Below are 18,345 nucleotides of genomic sequence, written 5' to 3'. Positions count from 1 at the left end.
CTTATGCCAAAACAATTTAACAGACGGAGTATTAGACTAAAAGGATATGATTATTCGAAGGAAGGATTATATTTCGTAACGATTTGCTGCCAAGACCGAGCTTATAGATTTGGTAAAGTGGTTAATGGACAAATGGCGTTAAATGCAGCGGGGCTGATGGTTGATAAATGGATTCAAGAAATCCAGAATAAATTCCCTGATATCCAAATTGAAGAATACGTAATTATGCCAAATCATATACATATTATCATTGAAAATAATGGCATTGCGATGAATAATGGCGCCGTACGGGTCGACCTATGTGTCGACCCTAATGATGATAATAATGATGATATTAAACGCCCAGCAGGGGGCGAACACACAGGTTCGCCGCTACACCGTGTCGTTCAATGGTTTAAAACGATGACCACAAACTCATATATACAGGGTGTGAAAACTTCGGGCTGGGAACCTTTCAATAAAAAAATCTGGCACCGCAACTATTATGAACATATTATTCGCGACGATAGGGTGTATCACAATATCGCTCAATACATCCAAAACAATCCATTAAAGTGGGAAGCGGATAAATTTTATTGATAACTAAACAGGCAGTTTCACCAAATACTCACCTTCCAACACTGGAATAGTTTTACAAACATCAACCTTCAAACAAAACTGTACGTCTTCTTCAATATTCAATTTGATTAAACGATGGCTATGTGAAGATTTTTTAAGGTATTCGCGTAAATTGCCTTTGGCTAATTGGTACATATCTAAAGCTGCTACACTAGAATCATCTCCTACTGAGAAGTCTTTTTGGAGTTGCTCTACTACAGCGCCGGCAAATAAAGTATCTTCTAAATTGAAGTTGTCTTTCCAACCCGCACAAAGTAAGAGCACATCTTTATTTTCCTTTTTCAAATAATTGCAAACTGAAGTTAGGTTAAGAAAAGAACCTACAATCACTTGATGCGCTCTTTCTTGAGCCAAATGCATTGCTTTGGTGCCGTTTGTAGTAGTCAGTACAATTGTTTTTCCAGCTACTTTTTCAGCAGTGTAAGAAAATGGCGAATTACCAAAATCATAACCAGCTACCACTTCTCCGTTGCGCTCCGCAGCTAGCAAGTAACCTTTGTCAGCGTAGTTCAAGCAATCTTCCACATTCATTACTGGGATAATTGCTTCTGCACCATTTTCTATGCCGTAAGTGATAGACGAAGTTGCTCTCAAAATATCAATAACAACAACTATACTACTCTCTATAGCATATAAATCTAACAAGGCAGGCGTTAAACAAACTTCTATTTTAGGCATTTACTTGAGTATTGAGTAATAAGTATCGAGTATCGAGACCAGCGAAATCTTGATACTCGATACTAAATACTTGTAATCTATTTTTTAAGAAAAGGGAACTTAACTATTTTAGCTTTTACTTTATTATTTCTAATGTCGATGAAGATTTCTGTACCTTCTTTGGCAAACTCTTTAGCTACATAAGCAATACCGATAGCTTTTTGTAACGATGGCGATTGTGTTCCAGACGTTACTTTACCTATTTGGTTTCCTTCGGCATCAACCACTATATAATCGTGGCGAGGAATACCTCTATCAATCATTTCGAAACCTACCAATTTACGAGTTACGCCAGCTTCTTTCTGTGCTAATAATGCAGCAGAGTTGGTAAATTCTTTAGTGAATTTAGTAACCCAACCTAAACCTGCTTCAATTGGCGAAGTCGTATCATCGATATCATTTCCGTACAGACAGAAACCCATTTCTAAACGCAAGGTATCACGAGCACCTAAACCGATCGGCTTAATACCAAACTCGGCGCCAGCTTTAAATATAGCATCCCAAATTTGGTCGGCGTATTGGTTTTCGAAATAAACCTCGAAACCACCAGCACCAGTATAACCTGTAGCCGACACCAACACATTATCTACACCAGCAAATTTGCCTTTCTTGAAAGAATAATATTCCATCGAAGCCAAATCCATATCAGTTAACGATTGCAATGCGTCTGCTGCTTTTGGTCCTTGAACGGCTAACAAAGAAGTCTGATCAGAAATGTTGTGCATCTCCACATCTTTGTCATTGAATTTCTGAATCCAATTCCAATCTTTCTCAATATTAGATGCATTTACCACCAACATATAAGTTTTTTCGTCTATACGATAAACCAGTAAATCATCTACAATACCACCATTTTCGTTAGGCAAACACGAATATTGAATTTTACCATCGTAAAGTTTCGAAGCATCGTTACTGGTTACACGCTGAATTAAGTCCAGAGCATTTTCTCCTTTAAGGATAAATTCGCCCATATGACTTACATCAAAAACACCTACCGCATTACGTACTGTAGCATGTTCTGCATTAATTCCTTCGTATTGCACTGGCATATTGTAACCAGCAAAAGGAACCATCTTAGCTCCAAGTGATATATGTTTTTCTGTTAACGCTGTATTCTTCATTTTTATAATAAGTTATAATCAGGAATATATTGGTTTTATACGCGGGCAAAAGTACTAAGAAAAAGCCAGTTTTTTGTTGTCAATCCCTTTTAAAGGTATATTTGGATGATAAATCTCGACTATGACTTATTCAGTTAAAAGAACCGCTTCTACCGATTCAGATTTTATTGAATTGGTTAACCGATTAGATGCAGAACTAGCCAAAATCAACGGCAATGAAGAAGCGTTCTATTCACAATTCAATAAAATTGACAAAATCAATCACGTAGTTTTAGTTTACGAAAACCAGATTCCAATAGCATGTGGTGCTATCAAACAGTTTTCTACCACCGAAATGGAAGTAAAACGGATGTTCACCCTACCAGATTACAGAGGAAAAGGTGCAGCTAGCATTCTATTGAAAGATTTAGAGAAATGGGCTAAAGAAATGAACTACGAAAAATGCGTGCTAGAAACCAGTAAACGCCAACCAGATGCCTTAGCACTTTATGAGAAAAATGGCTATCAGGTTATTCCTAATTACGGACAATATATAGGAATTGAGAACAGTATTTGCTTCGAGAAAAACTTACAATACGCATAAAATTAATTTTATGCGTATATTTACTCTATGAAAGCAAGGGTAAATTTAACAATTGAGCACGACGTACTGGAAAAAGCGAAATCTTATGCTTCTAAAATGGGAGCTAGCGTTTCTGAATTGGTCGAAGAATATTTAAGAAAGATAACCGAATCAAAAGAGATCAAAACAGATCTATTTGAAATGGTAAGAAACCTACCTAAAGTCGAATATCCAGAAGATTACGATTTCAAAAGAGAATATTACGAAGAAAGAAAGAAAAAATATGGGTTTTAACGTATTTCTTGATGCTAATTTTTTACTGGACTTTTTACTAAACCGTAAGGGATATGATATCGCTTTGCAACTTTTACTTCTAGCAAAAAAAAGAAAATTAATCGCTTTTACTAATCCATCAATCATTCAAACCGTTTCTTTTTATATTCAAAAAGATTTTAACGTCACAACTTCGAAAGCGCTGCTAAAAGAACTACTAAAAGTAGTTAATCTTATAGAAACCTGCCCAGAAGCCGTCTATAATGCTTTAAATTCTTCCATTAAAGATATTGAAGATGCCATCCATTACTATACAGCTATTGAACATCAAATGGATTACATCATCACCAATGATATTAATTTCCTAAAACTCAACGGAACCGCCTTAAACATAAAAACACCTGAGCAATTTTTACAATTATTACAAGCTTAAGTCGTTTTTAAAACCAACTTCACAAAATTTCAGATAAAAATTTAAAATTTTTCACACAAACATTTGTTATTACAAAAAATAATATCCTTATTTGTAATGTAAAAAATACACAACACGTAAAGCAATGATTTTTAACTCTTCAATTATTACCACAATTATTATTACCGGCGGCGAAGCTATCGGGAGCAACCTTGTGTAAGATTGAAAAAACATAAAAACACAGAAAGCGTCCCGATGTAAGTCGGGACGCTTTTTTTTTAAACCGTAAACAGAAAATAAACAATAAACGATGAAAGTCCTAAAATTTGGTGGTACATCCGTAGGTACGACCGAAAACATTAAAACCCTTTTAAAGCTAGTACAAGAAGAAAGAAAAAATGCCAATCCGGTGGTTGTATTATCGGCGATGAGCGGAGTAACCAATCTTCTTCTAGAAATGGCGGAACTAGCCGAAAAAGGTGAAAGCTATACTGAACAGTTAAAAAGCATCGAGCAAAAACACTTTGATGTGGTGAAGGTATTATTGCCAGCAGCTGCTCAAAATCCAATCTTAACCAAACTAAAAATCCATTTCAATGAGTTGGAAGATGCTTTACAAGCAGTTTCTAGTTTGAAAGAATTGAGCTTACGCACCAAAGATTTCATTGTGAGCTTTGGCGAAAGATGTTCGAACAGCATGGTAGCACATGTTGCCACACAGTATTTCGATAACTCATTATATGTTGATGGTTCTAAATTAATCAAAACCGACAGCGAATTCGGCAATGCTCGTGTAGATTTTGAGTTGACGGATGCTTTAATCAAAGAGTTTCACGAAGAAAACAGCGACAAAGTTTTGTTCGTTACAGGTTACATTGCAAGCAATGCAGCAAACCAAATCACTACGCTTGGTCGTGGCGGTTCTGATTATACTGCAGCTATTTGGGGCGCAGCTTTAGATGTAGAAGAAATCGAAATTTGGACTGACGTAAATGGGATGATGACTGCCGACCCTCGCATCGTTAAAAAGGCTTTTTCGTTAGATGAATTAAGTTACATCGAGGCAATGGAATTGAGTTACTTCGGGGCAAAAGTAATTTATCCGCCAACCATGGTTCCCGCTTTTGCGAAGAAAATACCATTGGTAATCAAAAACACTTTTGAACCAGAGTTTGCGGGAACTTTCATCCGCAGCAATATCAAACCATCAGAATTACCTATCAAAGGCATTTCATCAATCAATCAAATCAGCATCATTAATTTGAGCGGCAGTGGTATGGTTGGTAAAGCAGGTTTTAGCGGAAGGTTGTTTTCTTTACTTTCAAGAGAGCAAATCAACATCATTTTAATTACTCAATCATCCTCTGAACATAGTATCACTTTTGCGGTTAATCCATCGGATGCAGCGAGAGCGGTAACCATCATCAACAAAGAATTTGAACTAGAACTAGCAGCCGGAAAATTAGCTTACCCAGAAGTGGAAGGTGATTTGGCAGTATTAGCTATCGTTGGTGAAAACATGAAACGTACCCCAGGCATGAGTGGTCGTCTGTTCAACGCTTTAGGCAGAAATGGTATCAACGTTAGAGCTATTGCGCAAGGTTCTTCAGAATATAATATCTCGGTAATTATCGGCAAAGATGATTTAGCAAAATCGCTAAATGCGGTGCACGACGCCTTCTATACGGATTTAAAACGTACTTTGAACGTGTATTGTTTAGGCACTGGAAACATCGGCAAAACGATGTTCAAGCAGATCAAAGAACAAACACAATTCTTGGCAGAGAAAAACGACCTACAAGTAAAAGTTGTTGGTATTGCCAATACACGCAAAATGGTTTTTGATGCCAATGGAATTGATTTAGATACTTGGGAAAGTACTTTAGAAGAAAAAGGCGAGCAAGCCAATTTATCTGAGTTTGTTGGCAAGATGAATACATTAAATCTAGCAAACAGCGTTTTTGTAGACAATACAGCAAGTGAGGCTCCAATTCCTTTCTATAAGCAAGTTTTCGAGAGCAGTGTTTCCATTGTTGCTTGTAACAAAAAAGGTAATTCTGCCGAGTTTGAACAATATAATTTATTTAAGGATACCGCTAAAAAACACGGTGTAGATTTCTATTACGAGACTAACGTAGGTGCAGGTTTACCAATCATCGGTACATTAAAAAATCTGATGATGAGCGGCGACAGAATTGATAGGATTGAAGCCATCTTATCAGGAACAATTTCATTCATCTTCAATAGTTTTAAAGGCGATAAAGAGTTTTACGACATTGTAAAAGAAGCACAAGATTTAGGTTATACAGAGCCAGACCCTCGTGACGACTTAAATGGCAAAGATTTTATGCGTAAAATGTTGATTTTAGCTAGAGATGCAGGTTATCCTTTGGAAGCGTCGGATGTGAAGATTGACAATATTTTGCCAGATGCTTGTTTGAAAGCCGCAAGTGTGGAAGAATTTTATGCAGAGCTGAAAAACAATTCTGCTTATTTCGAGAATTTGAAAAACACAGCGGCAAACGATAAAAAAGTACTTCGTTACATTGGAAAACTAGAAGCTGGCAAGGTAGAAATCACTTTGGAAATGGTTGGCGAAGACCATCCTTTCTATGCACTTTCTGGCGCTGATAATATCATCTCTTTCGTAACTGACAGGTATAAATTCCGCCCAATGGTAGTGAAAGGCCCAGGTGCTGGCGCAGAAGTTACCGCAGCAGGTGTGTTTGCAGATATTATTAATGTAGCTACTCCTTAACCAACCTGTGACTATTAAAAGAAAACAAAATGTCAAACAATACAAATACACTTGTAGAACCTAAAAAAGTGGCTTTAAAGGAAATCAAAGTCTTTGCACCAGCAACTGTTGCCAACGTAGTATGCGGTTTCGACGTGCTCGGCTTTGCAGTAAACGCTCCAGGGGACGAGGTGGTGATGCGCTTGGTTGAAGAGCCTGGTGTTCGCTTGCTAAAAATCACTGGCGATGATGGCAAACTTCCCTTAAATAGCGATAAAAACACCGTAAGTGCTTCGGTAAAGCATTACCTAAGCCATATCAAACGTGAGGAGGTTGGAGTAGAAATTGAACTGCATAAGAAAATGCCAATTGGCAGTGGTTTAGGCTCTAGCTCAGCAAGTACGGTGGCAGGTTTGTACGCCATTAACCAACTGATGGGAAATTTACTGACTGCTAAAGAATTGGTTCCTTTTGCCATGAAAGGCGAAGAAATTGCTTGTGGTTACGGTCATGCAGACAATGTGGCTCCGGCTATTATGGGCGGCTTTGTATTAGTCCGTAGTTACGAGCCTTTAGATGTGATTTCGCTTCCCGTTCCTGATGGCATGTTTGCGGCAATTGTTTATCCAGAGGTAGATGTCCCTACTAAAGATGCACGCCAAATGATACGTGCCAAAGTAGCTTTAAAAGATGCCGTTACCCAATGGGGAAATGTAGCTGGCTTAGTGAGCGGCCTGTTCTTAAATGACATGGATTTGGTAGGTCGAAGCATGAAAGATGTCTTGGTAGAGCCAACTCGTTCTATCCTTATTCCAGATTTTGAAGTGCTACGTAAACTAGCGATGGAAAATGGCGCAGTTGGTTTTGGAATTTCAGGTTCTGGCCCATCGGTTTTTGCCTTAACAAAGGATGAGGAAAGTGCCAAAAAAATCACCAAAGCACAGCAAATGCACTTGCATCAAATTAATATCAATAGTCAAGCTTACGTTTCTGAGGTAAATACTGAAGGACCGAGAACGTTGTAAAATTGTTACGAGTTGCGAGTTGAATGTTACGGGACTAGATATCTAAACCTGTAACTCGCAACACATAACCCATAACCCAAACCCAATGCAATTCTATTCAACCAACAATAAAGATTTACGTGTTTCCTTTAAAGAAGCCGTTTTTAATAGCATGCCTTTAGATAAAGGACTGTACATGCCTGAGGAAATCCCTCAATTACCTGCTGATTTTATCAATAATATTGAAAAGTATTCCCTAACGGAGATTGCTTATGAAGTAGCATCAGCTTTACTAAAAGATGAAATCCCTGCCGAAGATTTGAAAGCTTTGGTAGAAGAAGCGGCGAATTTTGATGCACCTGTTGTTCCTTTGAACGAAAATACTTTCGTTTTGGAACTTTTCCACGGACCATCGTTAGCATTTAAAGATTTTGGTGCTCGTTTCATGAGCCGTGTGATGGGTTATTACCTTAAAGATGGCGAGCAATTACTGGATGTTTTGGTAGCAACTTCCGGTGATACTGGTGGTGCTGTAGCTTTAGGTTTCCTAGGTGTAGCTAATACCAGAGTAACTATTCTTTATCCGAAAGGGAAAGTGAGCCCAATACAGGAACAACAATTGACCACTTTAGGACAAACCATTAGAGCTATAGAAATTGATGGCACTTTTGACGATTGTCAAGCCCTAGTGAAACAAGCATTTGCTGATGAAGAACTGAACAAAAAGTTCCGTCTAACCTCGGCTAACTCCATCAATATTTCACGTTTAATTCCGCAGACTTTTTACTACTTCAATGCTTATGCACAATTGAAAAGAAAAGGTTTTAAAGAAGTGGTTTTTTCTGTACCTAGCGGAAATTTCGGCAATATTGGTGCTGGTTTGTTGGCTTACAAAATGGGCTTGCCAGTGAAACAATTTATCGCCGCAACAAATGTGAATGATACCGTTCCTCGCTTCTTGGAAACTGGTGTTTACGAAACTAAGCCTTCAGTCCAAACTTATGCTAACGCGATGGATGTTGGTGCGCCAAGTAACTGGGTTCGCATCATGGATTTGTTTTCAGGCGATGCAGATGCGTTGAAAGAAAAAGTAAGCGCTGCTCGTTTTACAGATGAAGAAACTTTTGCTGGTATTAAGAAAATTGATGCAGATTTTGATTACATCGCTTGTCCACATACAGCAATTGCCTATTTAGCCGTAGAAAAATACAGAAATGAAACTGGCTATAATGGTGCTGCCGTATTTTTATCAACTGCACATGCCTGTAAATTTCCTGATATTTTCCCTGCCGAATTAGCTGCTAAAATTGAAATTCCAGCTTCGGTAAAAGAATTGGAAGGCAGAGCTAAACAAGCTGACGAATTAGGTGTAGATTTTGAAGGCTTTAAAAGCTGGTTGGAGGAAAAGAACTAATTACACTCACCAACATAAATAGTCCGTCATTTCGACTGGAACGCAGTGGAATGGAGAAATCTTTGAAAATGTATTATGGAGTTCAAAGATTTAGCTTCAATGATTTTCAATTCTCAACTACAGTGGAAATGACGGACTAATTTTATAAAACTATTACCTCTCTCCTTCACTCTCGTTACAAATACAGCCCATAGAAGTAACCTTAGTTATTCGTTTAGAAATGTCAGCGAAGTAAATAGTATGGCAATTATATCAACATCTGGCCGTTAAATTTTAAAGCCCTAGCCTATTTACCTATATTTGGACGATATATGACCGTTGCCGAAGATTTCTTAGTAAAAGCCGATGAAAAGGCTTTCGATATGCCACATCGTAATATTATTAACCACAATATTGGTAAGTATAATGTAGCGGTTGAGCGTGGCTTGTCGAAATTTGAAAACTTGGAGGCTTCTAAACGCAAAGCACACGTGGTTAAGTGGCGTGTGATGGAAAACTTAGACAAGCTCTTACCAGAGTTCGAATCTAATTTCCAAAAACGTGGTGGTAAGGTAATTTGGGCAAATGATGCTGCCGAAGCTCAGAAGGAAATTCTGCAAATTATTCAACGAGCAGAAGGCAAAAGCGTCATCAAATCTAAATCAATGACTACCGAAGAGATTCATTTAAATGAGTTTCTAGAAAAAAACGGCATCGAATCTTTAGAAAGTGATTTGGGCGAGTACATTGTGCAGTTGTTAGGGCAAGCTCCCTACCATATTGTTACACCTGCCATGCACCTAAGCAAAGAAGATATCGCCAAGCTTTTTAATGAGAAGTTCGGTACACCGATAGATGCTACTCCTGAGCAGTTGACTCAAAAAGCTAGAGAATTGCTTCGTGATAAATATTTAAAAGCAGATATCGGAATCACCGGCGGAAATTTCTTGATTGCCGATAGCGGAAGCATTGCACTTACCGAAAACGAAGGCAACGCTAGGTTAACCACTACTTTCCCGAAAATCCATATTGCTATTGTTGGCATAGAAAAGTTAATTCCTTCTATTACCGATTTAGATTTATTTTGGCCTTTGCTTTCTAGTCACGGAACGGGACAAAATCTAACAGTTTACAATACTATTTTGAGCGGTCCACGCCAAGCACACGAAACAGATGGACCAGAAGAAATGTACGTGATCTTACTTGATAACGGACGTACGAACTTATTGGCTCAGAAAGACCAACGCCAAGCACTATATTGTATTCGTTGTGGAGCTTGTTTAAATGCTTGTCCTGTTTACAAAAACATCGGCGGACATACCTACAGCACGACTTACAGCGGTCCAATTGGTTCTATCATTACTCCTCATTTTAAAGGGATGAAAGATTTCAAACATTTGAGCTATGCTTCTAGCCTTTGCGGAAAATGTTCTGAAGTATGTCCTGTAAAAATTGACATCCACAAAATGCTGCTGTTAAACCGTAGAGATGCGGCTACTGCAAACGAAAATACAGCTACTGAAAACATTGGTTGGAATCTTTGGAAAAAAGGAATGAAAAAACGCTCAATGATGGATTTTTTTGGCGGAAAAATGAAAAACTTCTTTCTAAAAACCTTCTTTAAAAAAGGCTGGGGCAAATACCGCGAAATGCCCGAAGTAGCACCTAAATCTTTCGCTAAACGCTGGGAAGAACACCAAAAGAAAAAAGAGATAGATTAGACTAAGGGCTTGACCTAACTGGTTTCGTTACTCGTTAAGATATCAACTTATATCACATCATTTTAATAAATGACAAAGACTAATGTAAACGATTAGAGCTTACTTCAAAATGGTTTATCAAAAATAAAAGTGGTTCTACAATAACAAGACCTCGAGGTTTCTTACAACCCCTTCTAACTCGGTATTTTTTTTAAAAAATTAGAGAATTTTTCCTTCACTCCATTTTGCCGTAAATATTTACATCCAAAAGCAATATTTTTCATCAAATTAATGCCTCTACAAAAAGATGTATTATTCCAATAAGCTCTAAAAATAATTCAGTAAAACAACTATAAAAATCTAGTCATTTTATTAAGAACTTATGGCTCTCTTCCATGGGGAATATTGTGGCGTAAAATGACTTTTTAACATGATTAGCTATGGCTTTTCTCCCATTAAATAAATGATTTTCCTTTATCAGATCCATAGTTAAAAAGAAGTTTAAGCAATAGTACGCCGCAAACATATTCACAACTAAAAGCTCTTTCTTTTTTACGCAACATACTCATAACAAGACAATTATTAACAATCACAGAAGTATATTTGCATCTTATAATCAAATGAAAAACATTATGAAAATTAAACTTCTACTTATTCCGCTACTATTTTCATGTATTATAAAAATAAGCTTAGCGGCAAACCCTACATCTTCTTTGCATACTAAAAAGACCAGTAGCCTAGACAAAAAGACTAGCTCTAATACAACTAGAGGTTCAGTAAACGATGGCTGGCCTGATGTACTACACAACACAAATAGCAGTACGGATAAAGGCTGGTTTCTTACCAATAGAAGTTCTGGCACTACAGCCTATCGCAACACGGCTCCAGTGTTAACCCTCTCGGCTGGCAACACCACCTATACGCTTGGAAGCGTTGCAATAGATGGGGGGCTTACGTCAACAGATGCAGATAATACGACTTTAGCTTCTGCTACCATAAGTATTACCAATGGCTTCTCTCCTGGAGATGTACTTTTATTCTCTCCATTTGCAGTTTCGTATGGCAATATAACCTCTGCTTATGACCCTACGACAGGCGTATTAACGCTTACTTCTGCTGGCGCCACCGCCACCATGGCCAACTGGCAAGCCTTACTGCGCAACATAAGACTCAGCGCAACAAGCAACGGTAATACCAGAGACGTTAGTTTTGTAATTTCCGATGGCACCCTCAGCAGTGCTACAGTCACAAAAACAATTGACATTCCAGCTTTACTAACTTCTAGAGGCAGTACCCCTTATATGGCTGGGGGTGTTGTGGCAGATGACATGGTCTCCATCACAAACGCAAACAGTACAGGCGTAACTACCGCAACGGTAAGCATTACCGCCAATCGTAATGCTGCAGATGTATTAGCCTTCATTGCTGATGCCGCTTACGGAAATATTACCTCTAATTATAATAGCACCTCAGGTGAATTAACATTGAGCTCTGCAGGTAATACCGCTACTGTAGCACAATGGCAAGCTGCACTGCGCTCAGTTAAATTTATTGCGGCAACCAATGGTGCAGTAAGAACTCTTACTTTTAAAATTAATGGCACCGCCACGGCCACTAAATCTGTTAAATCAACTTTAGACTTTATCACCGTTTGGGACATGAGCAAACCTGGTAGTCCGGCAAACGAGATTAGTTTTAGACTCGCGGGCTCGAGTACAGTAGGTTTTACCTGGACTACCATACCTGCGAGTTCTTTTAGTGGAAGCGGAAACATTACAGTCAGCAGTAGCTTAGCAACCAAAACAATTACCAACTCCTTTCCTAAAGATGCCATCATCCAATTAAGTTTTGACGGTGGAAGCATACGAGGCTTTTCTATAAGAGATGGCGTCAATGCAGGTCAGCGAGACAAAGCAAGATTTATAGACATTAAGGCATGGGGGTCTGCACCGTGGACAAACTTAAGTGGAGTAGCCTATCAGGCTCCAAACTTTAATCTGACAGCTAAAGATGCCCCTGTTTTAACAGGAAACCCTAGTTTTCTGTATGCTTTTACAGACTGTACTAGTTTTACTGGGGAAGACAGTGATCTAAGTGCTTGGAATACCTCAAACTTAACCAATCTTGGATATGCATTTAGAGGCGCTACACTTTTCAATCATAACATTAGCTCATGGAATGTATCCAACGTGACTAGTTTGGACAATACATTTACTAACGCTAGCTCTTTTAACCAAAATTTAGGCTCTTGGAACCTAAATGCCGGCGTAAATCTATCTGGCACATTAGTCAATTCTGGCTTAGACTGCGTCAATTATTCGAGTACATTAGTTGGCTGGAGCCAAGGTTCGGCAACAGGGAGAGCTCTTGGTGCTGCAGGCTTAAAATATGGTCTTAACGCAACAGCAGCTCGTAACATATTAACTACACCTGTTATTGATGGCGGTAAAGGATGGACCATTACAGACGACGTTGTCAGCAGTTTCAACTGCCCTAATAGCTCCCCTATCGTAACTACCGGTACGGATCACACCGCTTACATATCCAATGCAGTAGTGATAGATAATACACTCACACTCACAGATGCAGACCATGCTACTTTGGCTAGCGCCAAGATAAGCATAGCCAATAACCACACAACAGGAGATGTTTTGGCATTTACTGCTGATGCTGCGTATGGCAATATTACTGCCAATTACAATACTACTACTGGCGTATTAACACTTAACTCTGTAAATGCTACAGCAACCCTAGCCGAATGGCAAGCAGCTTTACGCTCCGTGACTTTTCAAAAAAGCACAAGCAATACCAACAACAACAGAACCATTAGCTTTACTGCTTCTGACGGTGACATCTATGGCCCTGCTGCCTCAAAGATTATAGATATACATTCATACTTTATTACCACTTGGGACTTAAGTAAAGCAGGTAATAGCCCTACTCAAATTCGATTTAATTCGACAGTAACAGGAGGAGGTGCAAACTATACTTGGACCACGATACCTGCTGGCGCTAGCGGCAGTGGTACCATTCCGGATGGAACCGCTGCTGCTAGCATTATTAGCGGCTTGCCTGCAGGCGCTATCATCGAACTGAGCATTGAGCCTAACAACTTCAAAACTTTTGCAATAGCTAATGGTAGCGACAGACGACGTCTTATCGATGTAAAAGCATGGGGAACTGGAAACTGGATAAGCATGCAAGATGCATTTTACGGAGCTAGTAACTTAACTATTACCGCCACAGATGTTCCTAATTTAACTGGAGTAACATCAATGGATAATATGTTTAGAGATTGTACCAATCTAAACGGACCAGCCAACATCGGTGCTTGGAATACGTCCAATGTAACCACTATGAATGGTACGTTCTATAATGCCGCAGCCTTTAACCAAAACATTTCAAATTGGAATATCGGCAATGTAACGAATACGAGTTCTATGTTCCGTAGTGCCCTAGCATTCAACCAAAATATTAAAAACTGGAATATCGCTTCGGTAACAGAAATGGGATATATGTTTAATGGAGCTACCCAATTCAATATGGATCTAGGTAACTGGGCATTAAATCCAAATGTAAATTTAATTAATACGCTAAACAACGCAGGCATATCATGTAGTAACTACTCTAAAACGCTCATTGCATGGAGTAATCTATCAGTAACTGGACGTAACTTAGGTGCTGTAGGACTAAGATATGGTACGAATGCGACTACTTCGCATACCACTTTAACAACGCCTATTGGTAGTGGTGGTAAAGGCTGGACAATCAGCGATGCAGGTACCAGCGGCTCTAATTGCGACAACGCAATTCCTGTAATAACTACTAGTGCTGGCAACACTACCTATAACAATACTGCCGGTATTGTGGTAGACAATGCCTTGGTGATCACAGACGCTGATAATACTACTCTAGCAAGTGCTACAGTAAAAATTTCCAACAACCCTACGACGGAAAATACTTTGGCATTCACCCCTAGCTCTACTTATGGCAACATTAGCTCAACTTACAACAATGCTACTGGCGTCTTAGCACTTACTTCTACCGGTGCCACTGCTACCTTAGCACAATGGGAAGCCGCATTACGCTCAATTGTTTTTAGTACCACGAGCCCTGCAAATATAAATACTATTAACTTCGAGGTATATGATGGCAATGCTTACAGTGTGGTTGCTAATAAAACAATCACAATTCCAGCTTTTGTAACCACTTGGGATTTGGGCAAAGGCACCACAGGAACTAACAAAATTAGATTTAAAGCTACGGTAACAGGAGGAGGCGCAAACTATACCTGGAATACCGTACCTGCAGCTATTAGTGGTAGCGGCACAATTCCAGATGTAAACAATGCGCTTGTTACTATCCCAAACTTACCAGCAGATTGGGTGATAGAGCTAAGCATTGAGCCGGGTAATCTCAAAGCGTTTACCATAGACAATGGAGCTGATAGAACGCTTATCACAGATGTAAAAGCATGGGGAGGCGGTAGCTGGACAAACCTGTCTCGTGCATTTCTAGGGGCTAACAACTTGAATATAACTGCTACCGATGTTCCTAACTTAGCAAAAGTGGCATCAATGGCCAATATGTTCCAAAATTGTACCAGTTTAAACAGCCCAAGTAATATTAATTCTTGGAATACCGCTAATGTAAGCGATATGTCCGGTATGTTTTACGGAGCAACGGTATTCAACCAAAGTCTCAATAACTGGAATGTTTCCAATGTTAGTTTGATGAACCTAATGTTTCGTAATGCTTCCGCATTTAACCAAAACATTGGGAACTGGAATACTATCAGCGTAACTAATATGGCTAACATGTTTCAGAATGCTGTTGCCTTTAATCAGAACATAGGAAACTGGAATACTGCTAATGTAACCGATATGGGAAATATGTTCAATGGAGCTACTGCATTTAATGAAAATATTGGTAATTGGAATACGGCTAGTGCTACCAATATATCCAGCATGTTTGCCGGGGCTACTGCATTTAACCAGGACATTGGTAACTGGATTACTACTAGCGCAACCACTATGGCCAATATGTTCAATGGGGCTACAGTCTTTAACCAGAATATCGGAAATTGGAATACCGCTAATGTGACCAACATGACCGGCATGTTTTACGGAGCAATTGCATTTAATCAAAACCTTAATACCTGGGATGTATCGAAAGTAGTTTTAATGAACCTAATGTTTCGTAACGCCAGAGCATTCAATCAAAACATTGGAAACTGGAATACCTCTAGTGCAACCAATATGGCTAACATGTTTCAAACCGCTGTTGTATTTAACCAGAACATTGGTAACTGGAATACGGCCAGCGTAACCGATATGGGAAATATGTTTAATGGGGCTATAGCCTTTAACCAGAACATTGGAAACTGGAATACCGCTAGCGCAACTAACATATCCAGTATGTTTGCCGGCGCTACAGCATTTAACCAGAATATAGGGAACTGGAATACTGTCGCCGCAACCAATATGGCTAACATGTTGAACGGGGCTACAGCATTTAACCAAAACCTTGGAAACTTGCAATTAGCAGCAACTGTTAACTTAACAAATATGTTAAATAACTCAGGCATGTCTTGCACCAACTACTCCAAAACATTAATTGGATGGAGCAGCCTATCGGTAACAGGACGTACACTTGGTGCTACAGGCATCAAATATGGTACCAACGCAGATGTAGCTCGCACTACTTTAACTACTGCTACGGGCAGTGGCGGCAAGGGTTGGACAATTACAGATGCAGGCAGTAGCGGAGCTAATTGTGATAACGTGGCTAGTCCTATAGTAACAACTAGCGCAGGAAGCACAACTTATAATGCAACTGTTGATGTAATCATAGACAACACAGTAACAGTTACAGATGCAGACAATATCTCACTAGCCAGCGCCAAAGTGAGTATTACCAACAATTTTGTTGCCGGAGATGTCTTGACATTTACTGATGGTGCCGCTTATGGCAATATTACCTCAGCTTACAACAGTACTACAGGTGTATTAACACTCAGCTCGGTAGGTGTTACTGCAACCTTGGCAGAGTGGCAAGCGGCATTACGTTCGGTAACTTTTAGGGCAGCAAGCGGTACAACTACAAAAACAGTTAGCTTTGAAGCTTTCGACGGCGATATTTATAGCAACATTGCTACCAAAACACTAGAAGCAGAATCGGTGTTGTCGGTTAATTTGGTGAGCTTTACGGCTACAGCACAAACTAACAAAGCCCTGCTACAGTGGTCTACCAATGCTGAACTAAACAATAACTACTTTGAAATAGAAAGAACCACAGATGGGGTTAATTTCATTAGTATTGCTAAGGTTAATGGAAAAGGTACTACCAACCAAACCAGCAGATATAGCACATACGATTTGACGCCAATAAATGGCGTAAATTACTATCGCTTAAAGCAGGTAGATTTAGATGGTAAAGCTACCTTATTGGAAACTAGAGAACTTCGTTTCAGCTTAGATAAGCAACTAACAGTAACATTGTATCCTAATCCAGTTTCTGAAACAATCAACTTAGTGTTTTCTGGATATGGGGACATCAATACCAAAGTAGTAATCACCAATATCTTAGGACAGGTGGTGCATCAGGAAGATTTGAAAATAAATGCTGCACAAAGTGATTACAGACTAAATTTAATTAAAGCTTTAAACCCAGGACAATATATCTTAAGGGTAAATGGAAAAGGGTTAGCACAAACAATTAAACTTATTGCAAAATAGTTAATTAAGAAGACAAACTCTTCCATTACAAAACGCCGAGTTTATGCTGGTATCCAGCTAACTCGGCGTTTTTTTTATACATTAGCATTAACTACCTGAATTTGAAAGCAGTTAAAGCAGAACTACAAAATCTTTCAAAATTATGGTAGATTCTGTTCGTTGAGATTTGCAATCCCGATTTATCCAACCGTGGATTGTAATGCATTTTTCAAAAAACAAAAGTTCATACTAGCTAATTCCAACCACAATTATTATTTTGTAACTATAACTGATATCATCAAATAATGACTTTCGATTTTAAAGGAAAAGTTGCGCTTATTACTGGCGGAGAATCTGGGATTGGAGCTAGCATAGCTACGGAATTGGCCCATCTTGGCTGCAACATTATCATCGCCTACTTTAAAAAGTATGAATTAGCTGAAAAAGTTTTAGACCAGCTGAACAAAAATGGGCTTCAAAATTTAATGGTCAATTGTGATGTTCGAGATGAAACTTCAGTTATCAATCTATTTAGGCAGGCAAGAAATATATTTGGGAAAATAGACTTTCTCATCAATAGTGCTGGCATTAGGAGTTATGACAAGCCACTTATTGAACTCTCTTTTGCTAAGTTTAAAAACACTGTAGAAACTAATCTCTTTGGTGTGTTTCTGTGCTCCAAATATTTCATCAACCAAGAAGAACATATGATGGATGGTCGTATCATCAATATCACCTCCATACATCAAGATGTGGTAAGTGCAGGCAAAACGGATTATTGCGCTTCTAAATTTGGAGTTAAGGGTTTTAGTAAAGCGCTTTCTTTAGAACTAGCTGAGAAAGGCATCACCGTTAACTGTATTGCGCCAGGCATGATTTTAACGCCAATGAATGAAAAAGCAATGAACAATTCTGATTATCGCATTGAACAAGAAAAACGAATTCCCCTACAATATGCTGGCCTACCTAAAGATGTAGCAAACATGGCCGTTTTTCTATGTTCACCGCAAGCTAAGTATATTACAGGAAGCACTCAAATTATAGATGGAGGGTTAAGCCTAAATAGGTCTAAAGGTGCAAAATAAAAACTGA

The 18,345-nt window shown here is 38.9% G+C and carries 12 protein-coding genes; 10 read left to right on the top strand and 2 right to left on the bottom strand.

The genetic code is table 11. From position 1 onward, the window contains the following. Positions 1 to 3: 3 nt before the first annotated feature. Positions 4 to 579 (top strand): transposase, encoded by a 576-nt coding sequence (locus tag CRO54_RS20135; RefSeq protein ID WP_097133912.1) that lies wholly within the window; start codon positions 4 to 6, stop codon positions 577 to 579. A gap of 3 nt (positions 580 to 582) precedes the next feature. On the opposite strand, the gene CRO54_RS20130 is transcribed toward CRO54_RS20135, so the two are convergent. Together CRO54_RS20130 and gcvT are read right to left on the bottom strand one after the other, a co-directional pair. Then, positions 583 to 1,296 carry a 2-phosphosulfolactate phosphatase gene (locus CRO54_RS20130; RefSeq protein ID WP_097133911.1) on the bottom strand — a complete coding sequence of 238 codons (714 nt, stop codon included), beginning with the start codon at positions 1,294 to 1,296 and terminating at the stop codon, positions 583 to 585. A gap of 77 nt (positions 1,297 to 1,373) precedes the next feature. Next, positions 1,374 to 2,456 carry a glycine cleavage system aminomethyltransferase GcvT gene (gcvT, locus tag CRO54_RS20125; protein ID WP_097133910.1) on the bottom strand — a complete coding sequence of 361 codons (1,083 nt, stop codon included), beginning with the start codon at positions 2,454 to 2,456 and terminating at the stop codon, positions 1,374 to 1,376. 121 nt (positions 2,457 to 2,577) lie between these two features. Here gcvT and CRO54_RS20120 point away from each other — a divergent pair, with 121 nt between their 5' ends. From CRO54_RS20120 to CRO54_RS20080, 9 genes are all read left to right on the top strand, one after another. Beyond that, on the top strand, positions 2,578 to 3,039 hold the full coding sequence (locus CRO54_RS20120; protein WP_097133909.1) for a GNAT family N-acetyltransferase: 462 nt from the start codon (positions 2,578 to 2,580) through the stop codon (positions 3,037 to 3,039). A gap of 27 nt (positions 3,040 to 3,066) precedes the next feature. Next, the gene (locus CRO54_RS20115; protein WP_097133908.1) at positions 3,067 to 3,312 is read left to right on the top strand and encodes a DUF6364 family protein; all 246 of its coding nucleotides are present in this window, start codon (positions 3,067 to 3,069) and stop codon (positions 3,310 to 3,312) included. Beyond that, entirely contained in the window at positions 3,302 to 3,724 is a 423-nt protein-coding gene (locus CRO54_RS20110) for a type II toxin-antitoxin system VapC family toxin (protein WP_097133907.1), read from the top strand. Before CRO54_RS20115 ends, CRO54_RS20110 begins: the two co-directional genes overlap by 11 nt. 289 nt (positions 3,725 to 4,013) lie before the next feature. Then, positions 4,014 to 6,461, top strand: a complete 2,448-nt coding sequence (thrA, locus tag CRO54_RS20105; protein ID WP_097133906.1) for a bifunctional aspartate kinase/homoserine dehydrogenase I — start codon at positions 4,014 to 4,016, stop codon at positions 6,459 to 6,461. A 29-nt stretch (positions 6,462 to 6,490) separates the two neighbouring features. Next, entirely contained in the window at positions 6,491 to 7,465 is a 975-nt protein-coding gene (locus tag CRO54_RS20100; protein ID WP_097133905.1) for a homoserine kinase, read from the top strand. An 85-nt stretch (positions 7,466 to 7,550) separates the two neighbouring features. Next, positions 7,551 to 8,858, top strand: coding sequence for a threonine synthase (gene thrC, locus CRO54_RS20095; protein WP_097133904.1), 1,308 nt, complete (start codon positions 7,551 to 7,553; stop codon positions 8,856 to 8,858). Positions 8,859 to 9,169: 311 nt separating this feature from the next. After that, complete coding sequence (locus CRO54_RS20090; protein ID WP_097133903.1) at positions 9,170 to 10,558, top strand: LutB/LldF family L-lactate oxidation iron-sulfur protein; 1,389 nt, start codon at positions 9,170 to 9,172, stop codon at positions 10,556 to 10,558. Between the two features lie 611 nt (positions 10,559 to 11,169). Then, positions 11,170 to 17,274, top strand: coding sequence for a BspA family leucine-rich repeat surface protein (locus CRO54_RS20085; RefSeq protein WP_171047978.1), 6,105 nt, complete (start codon positions 11,170 to 11,172; stop codon positions 17,272 to 17,274). 284 nt (positions 17,275 to 17,558) lie between these two features. Then, positions 17,559 to 18,338 carry an SDR family NAD(P)-dependent oxidoreductase gene (locus CRO54_RS20080; protein ID WP_097133901.1) on the top strand — a complete coding sequence of 260 codons (780 nt, stop codon included), beginning with the start codon at positions 17,559 to 17,561 and terminating at the stop codon, positions 18,336 to 18,338. Positions 18,339 to 18,345: the final 7 nt, after the last annotated feature.

The sequence above is a fragment of the Pedobacter xixiisoli genome (assembly GCF_900215335.1).
GTDB lineage: Bacteria > Bacteroidota > Bacteroidia > Sphingobacteriales > Sphingobacteriaceae > Pedobacter > Pedobacter xixiisoli.
Note: the sequence above shows the minus strand (reverse complement) of the source record. Positions and strands in the feature narration are given on the sequence as shown.

What these genes read in the sequence shown, in the direction of transcription:
- CRO54_RS20135 (WP_097133912.1), top strand. Translation starts at nt 4, where the DNA reads ATGCCAAAACAATTTAACAGACGGAGTATTAGACTAAAAGGATATGAT.
- CRO54_RS20130 (WP_097133911.1), bottom strand. Translation starts at nt 1,296, where the DNA reads ATGCCTAAAATAGAAGTTTGTTTAACGCCTGCCTTGTTAGATTTATAT.
- gcvT (WP_097133910.1), bottom strand. Translation starts at nt 2,456, where the DNA reads ATGAAGAATACAGCGTTAACAGAAAAACATATATCACTTGGAGCTAAG.
- CRO54_RS20120 (WP_097133909.1), top strand. Translation starts at nt 2,578, where the DNA reads ATGACTTATTCAGTTAAAAGAACCGCTTCTACCGATTCAGATTTTATT.
- CRO54_RS20115 (WP_097133908.1), top strand. Translation starts at nt 3,067, where the DNA reads ATGAAAGCAAGGGTAAATTTAACAATTGAGCACGACGTACTGGAAAAA.
- CRO54_RS20110 (WP_097133907.1), top strand. Translation starts at nt 3,302, where the DNA reads ATGGGTTTTAACGTATTTCTTGATGCTAATTTTTTACTGGACTTTTTA.
- thrA (WP_097133906.1), top strand. Translation starts at nt 4,014, where the DNA reads ATGAAAGTCCTAAAATTTGGTGGTACATCCGTAGGTACGACCGAAAAC.
- CRO54_RS20100 (WP_097133905.1), top strand. Translation starts at nt 6,491, where the DNA reads ATGTCAAACAATACAAATACACTTGTAGAACCTAAAAAAGTGGCTTTA.
- thrC (WP_097133904.1), top strand. Translation starts at nt 7,551, where the DNA reads ATGCAATTCTATTCAACCAACAATAAAGATTTACGTGTTTCCTTTAAA.
- CRO54_RS20090 (WP_097133903.1), top strand. Translation starts at nt 9,170, where the DNA reads ATGACCGTTGCCGAAGATTTCTTAGTAAAAGCCGATGAAAAGGCTTTC.
- CRO54_RS20085 (WP_171047978.1), top strand. Translation starts at nt 11,170, where the DNA reads ATGAAAATTAAACTTCTACTTATTCCGCTACTATTTTCATGTATTATA.
- CRO54_RS20080 (WP_097133901.1), top strand. Translation starts at nt 17,559, where the DNA reads ATGACTTTCGATTTTAAAGGAAAAGTTGCGCTTATTACTGGCGGAGAA.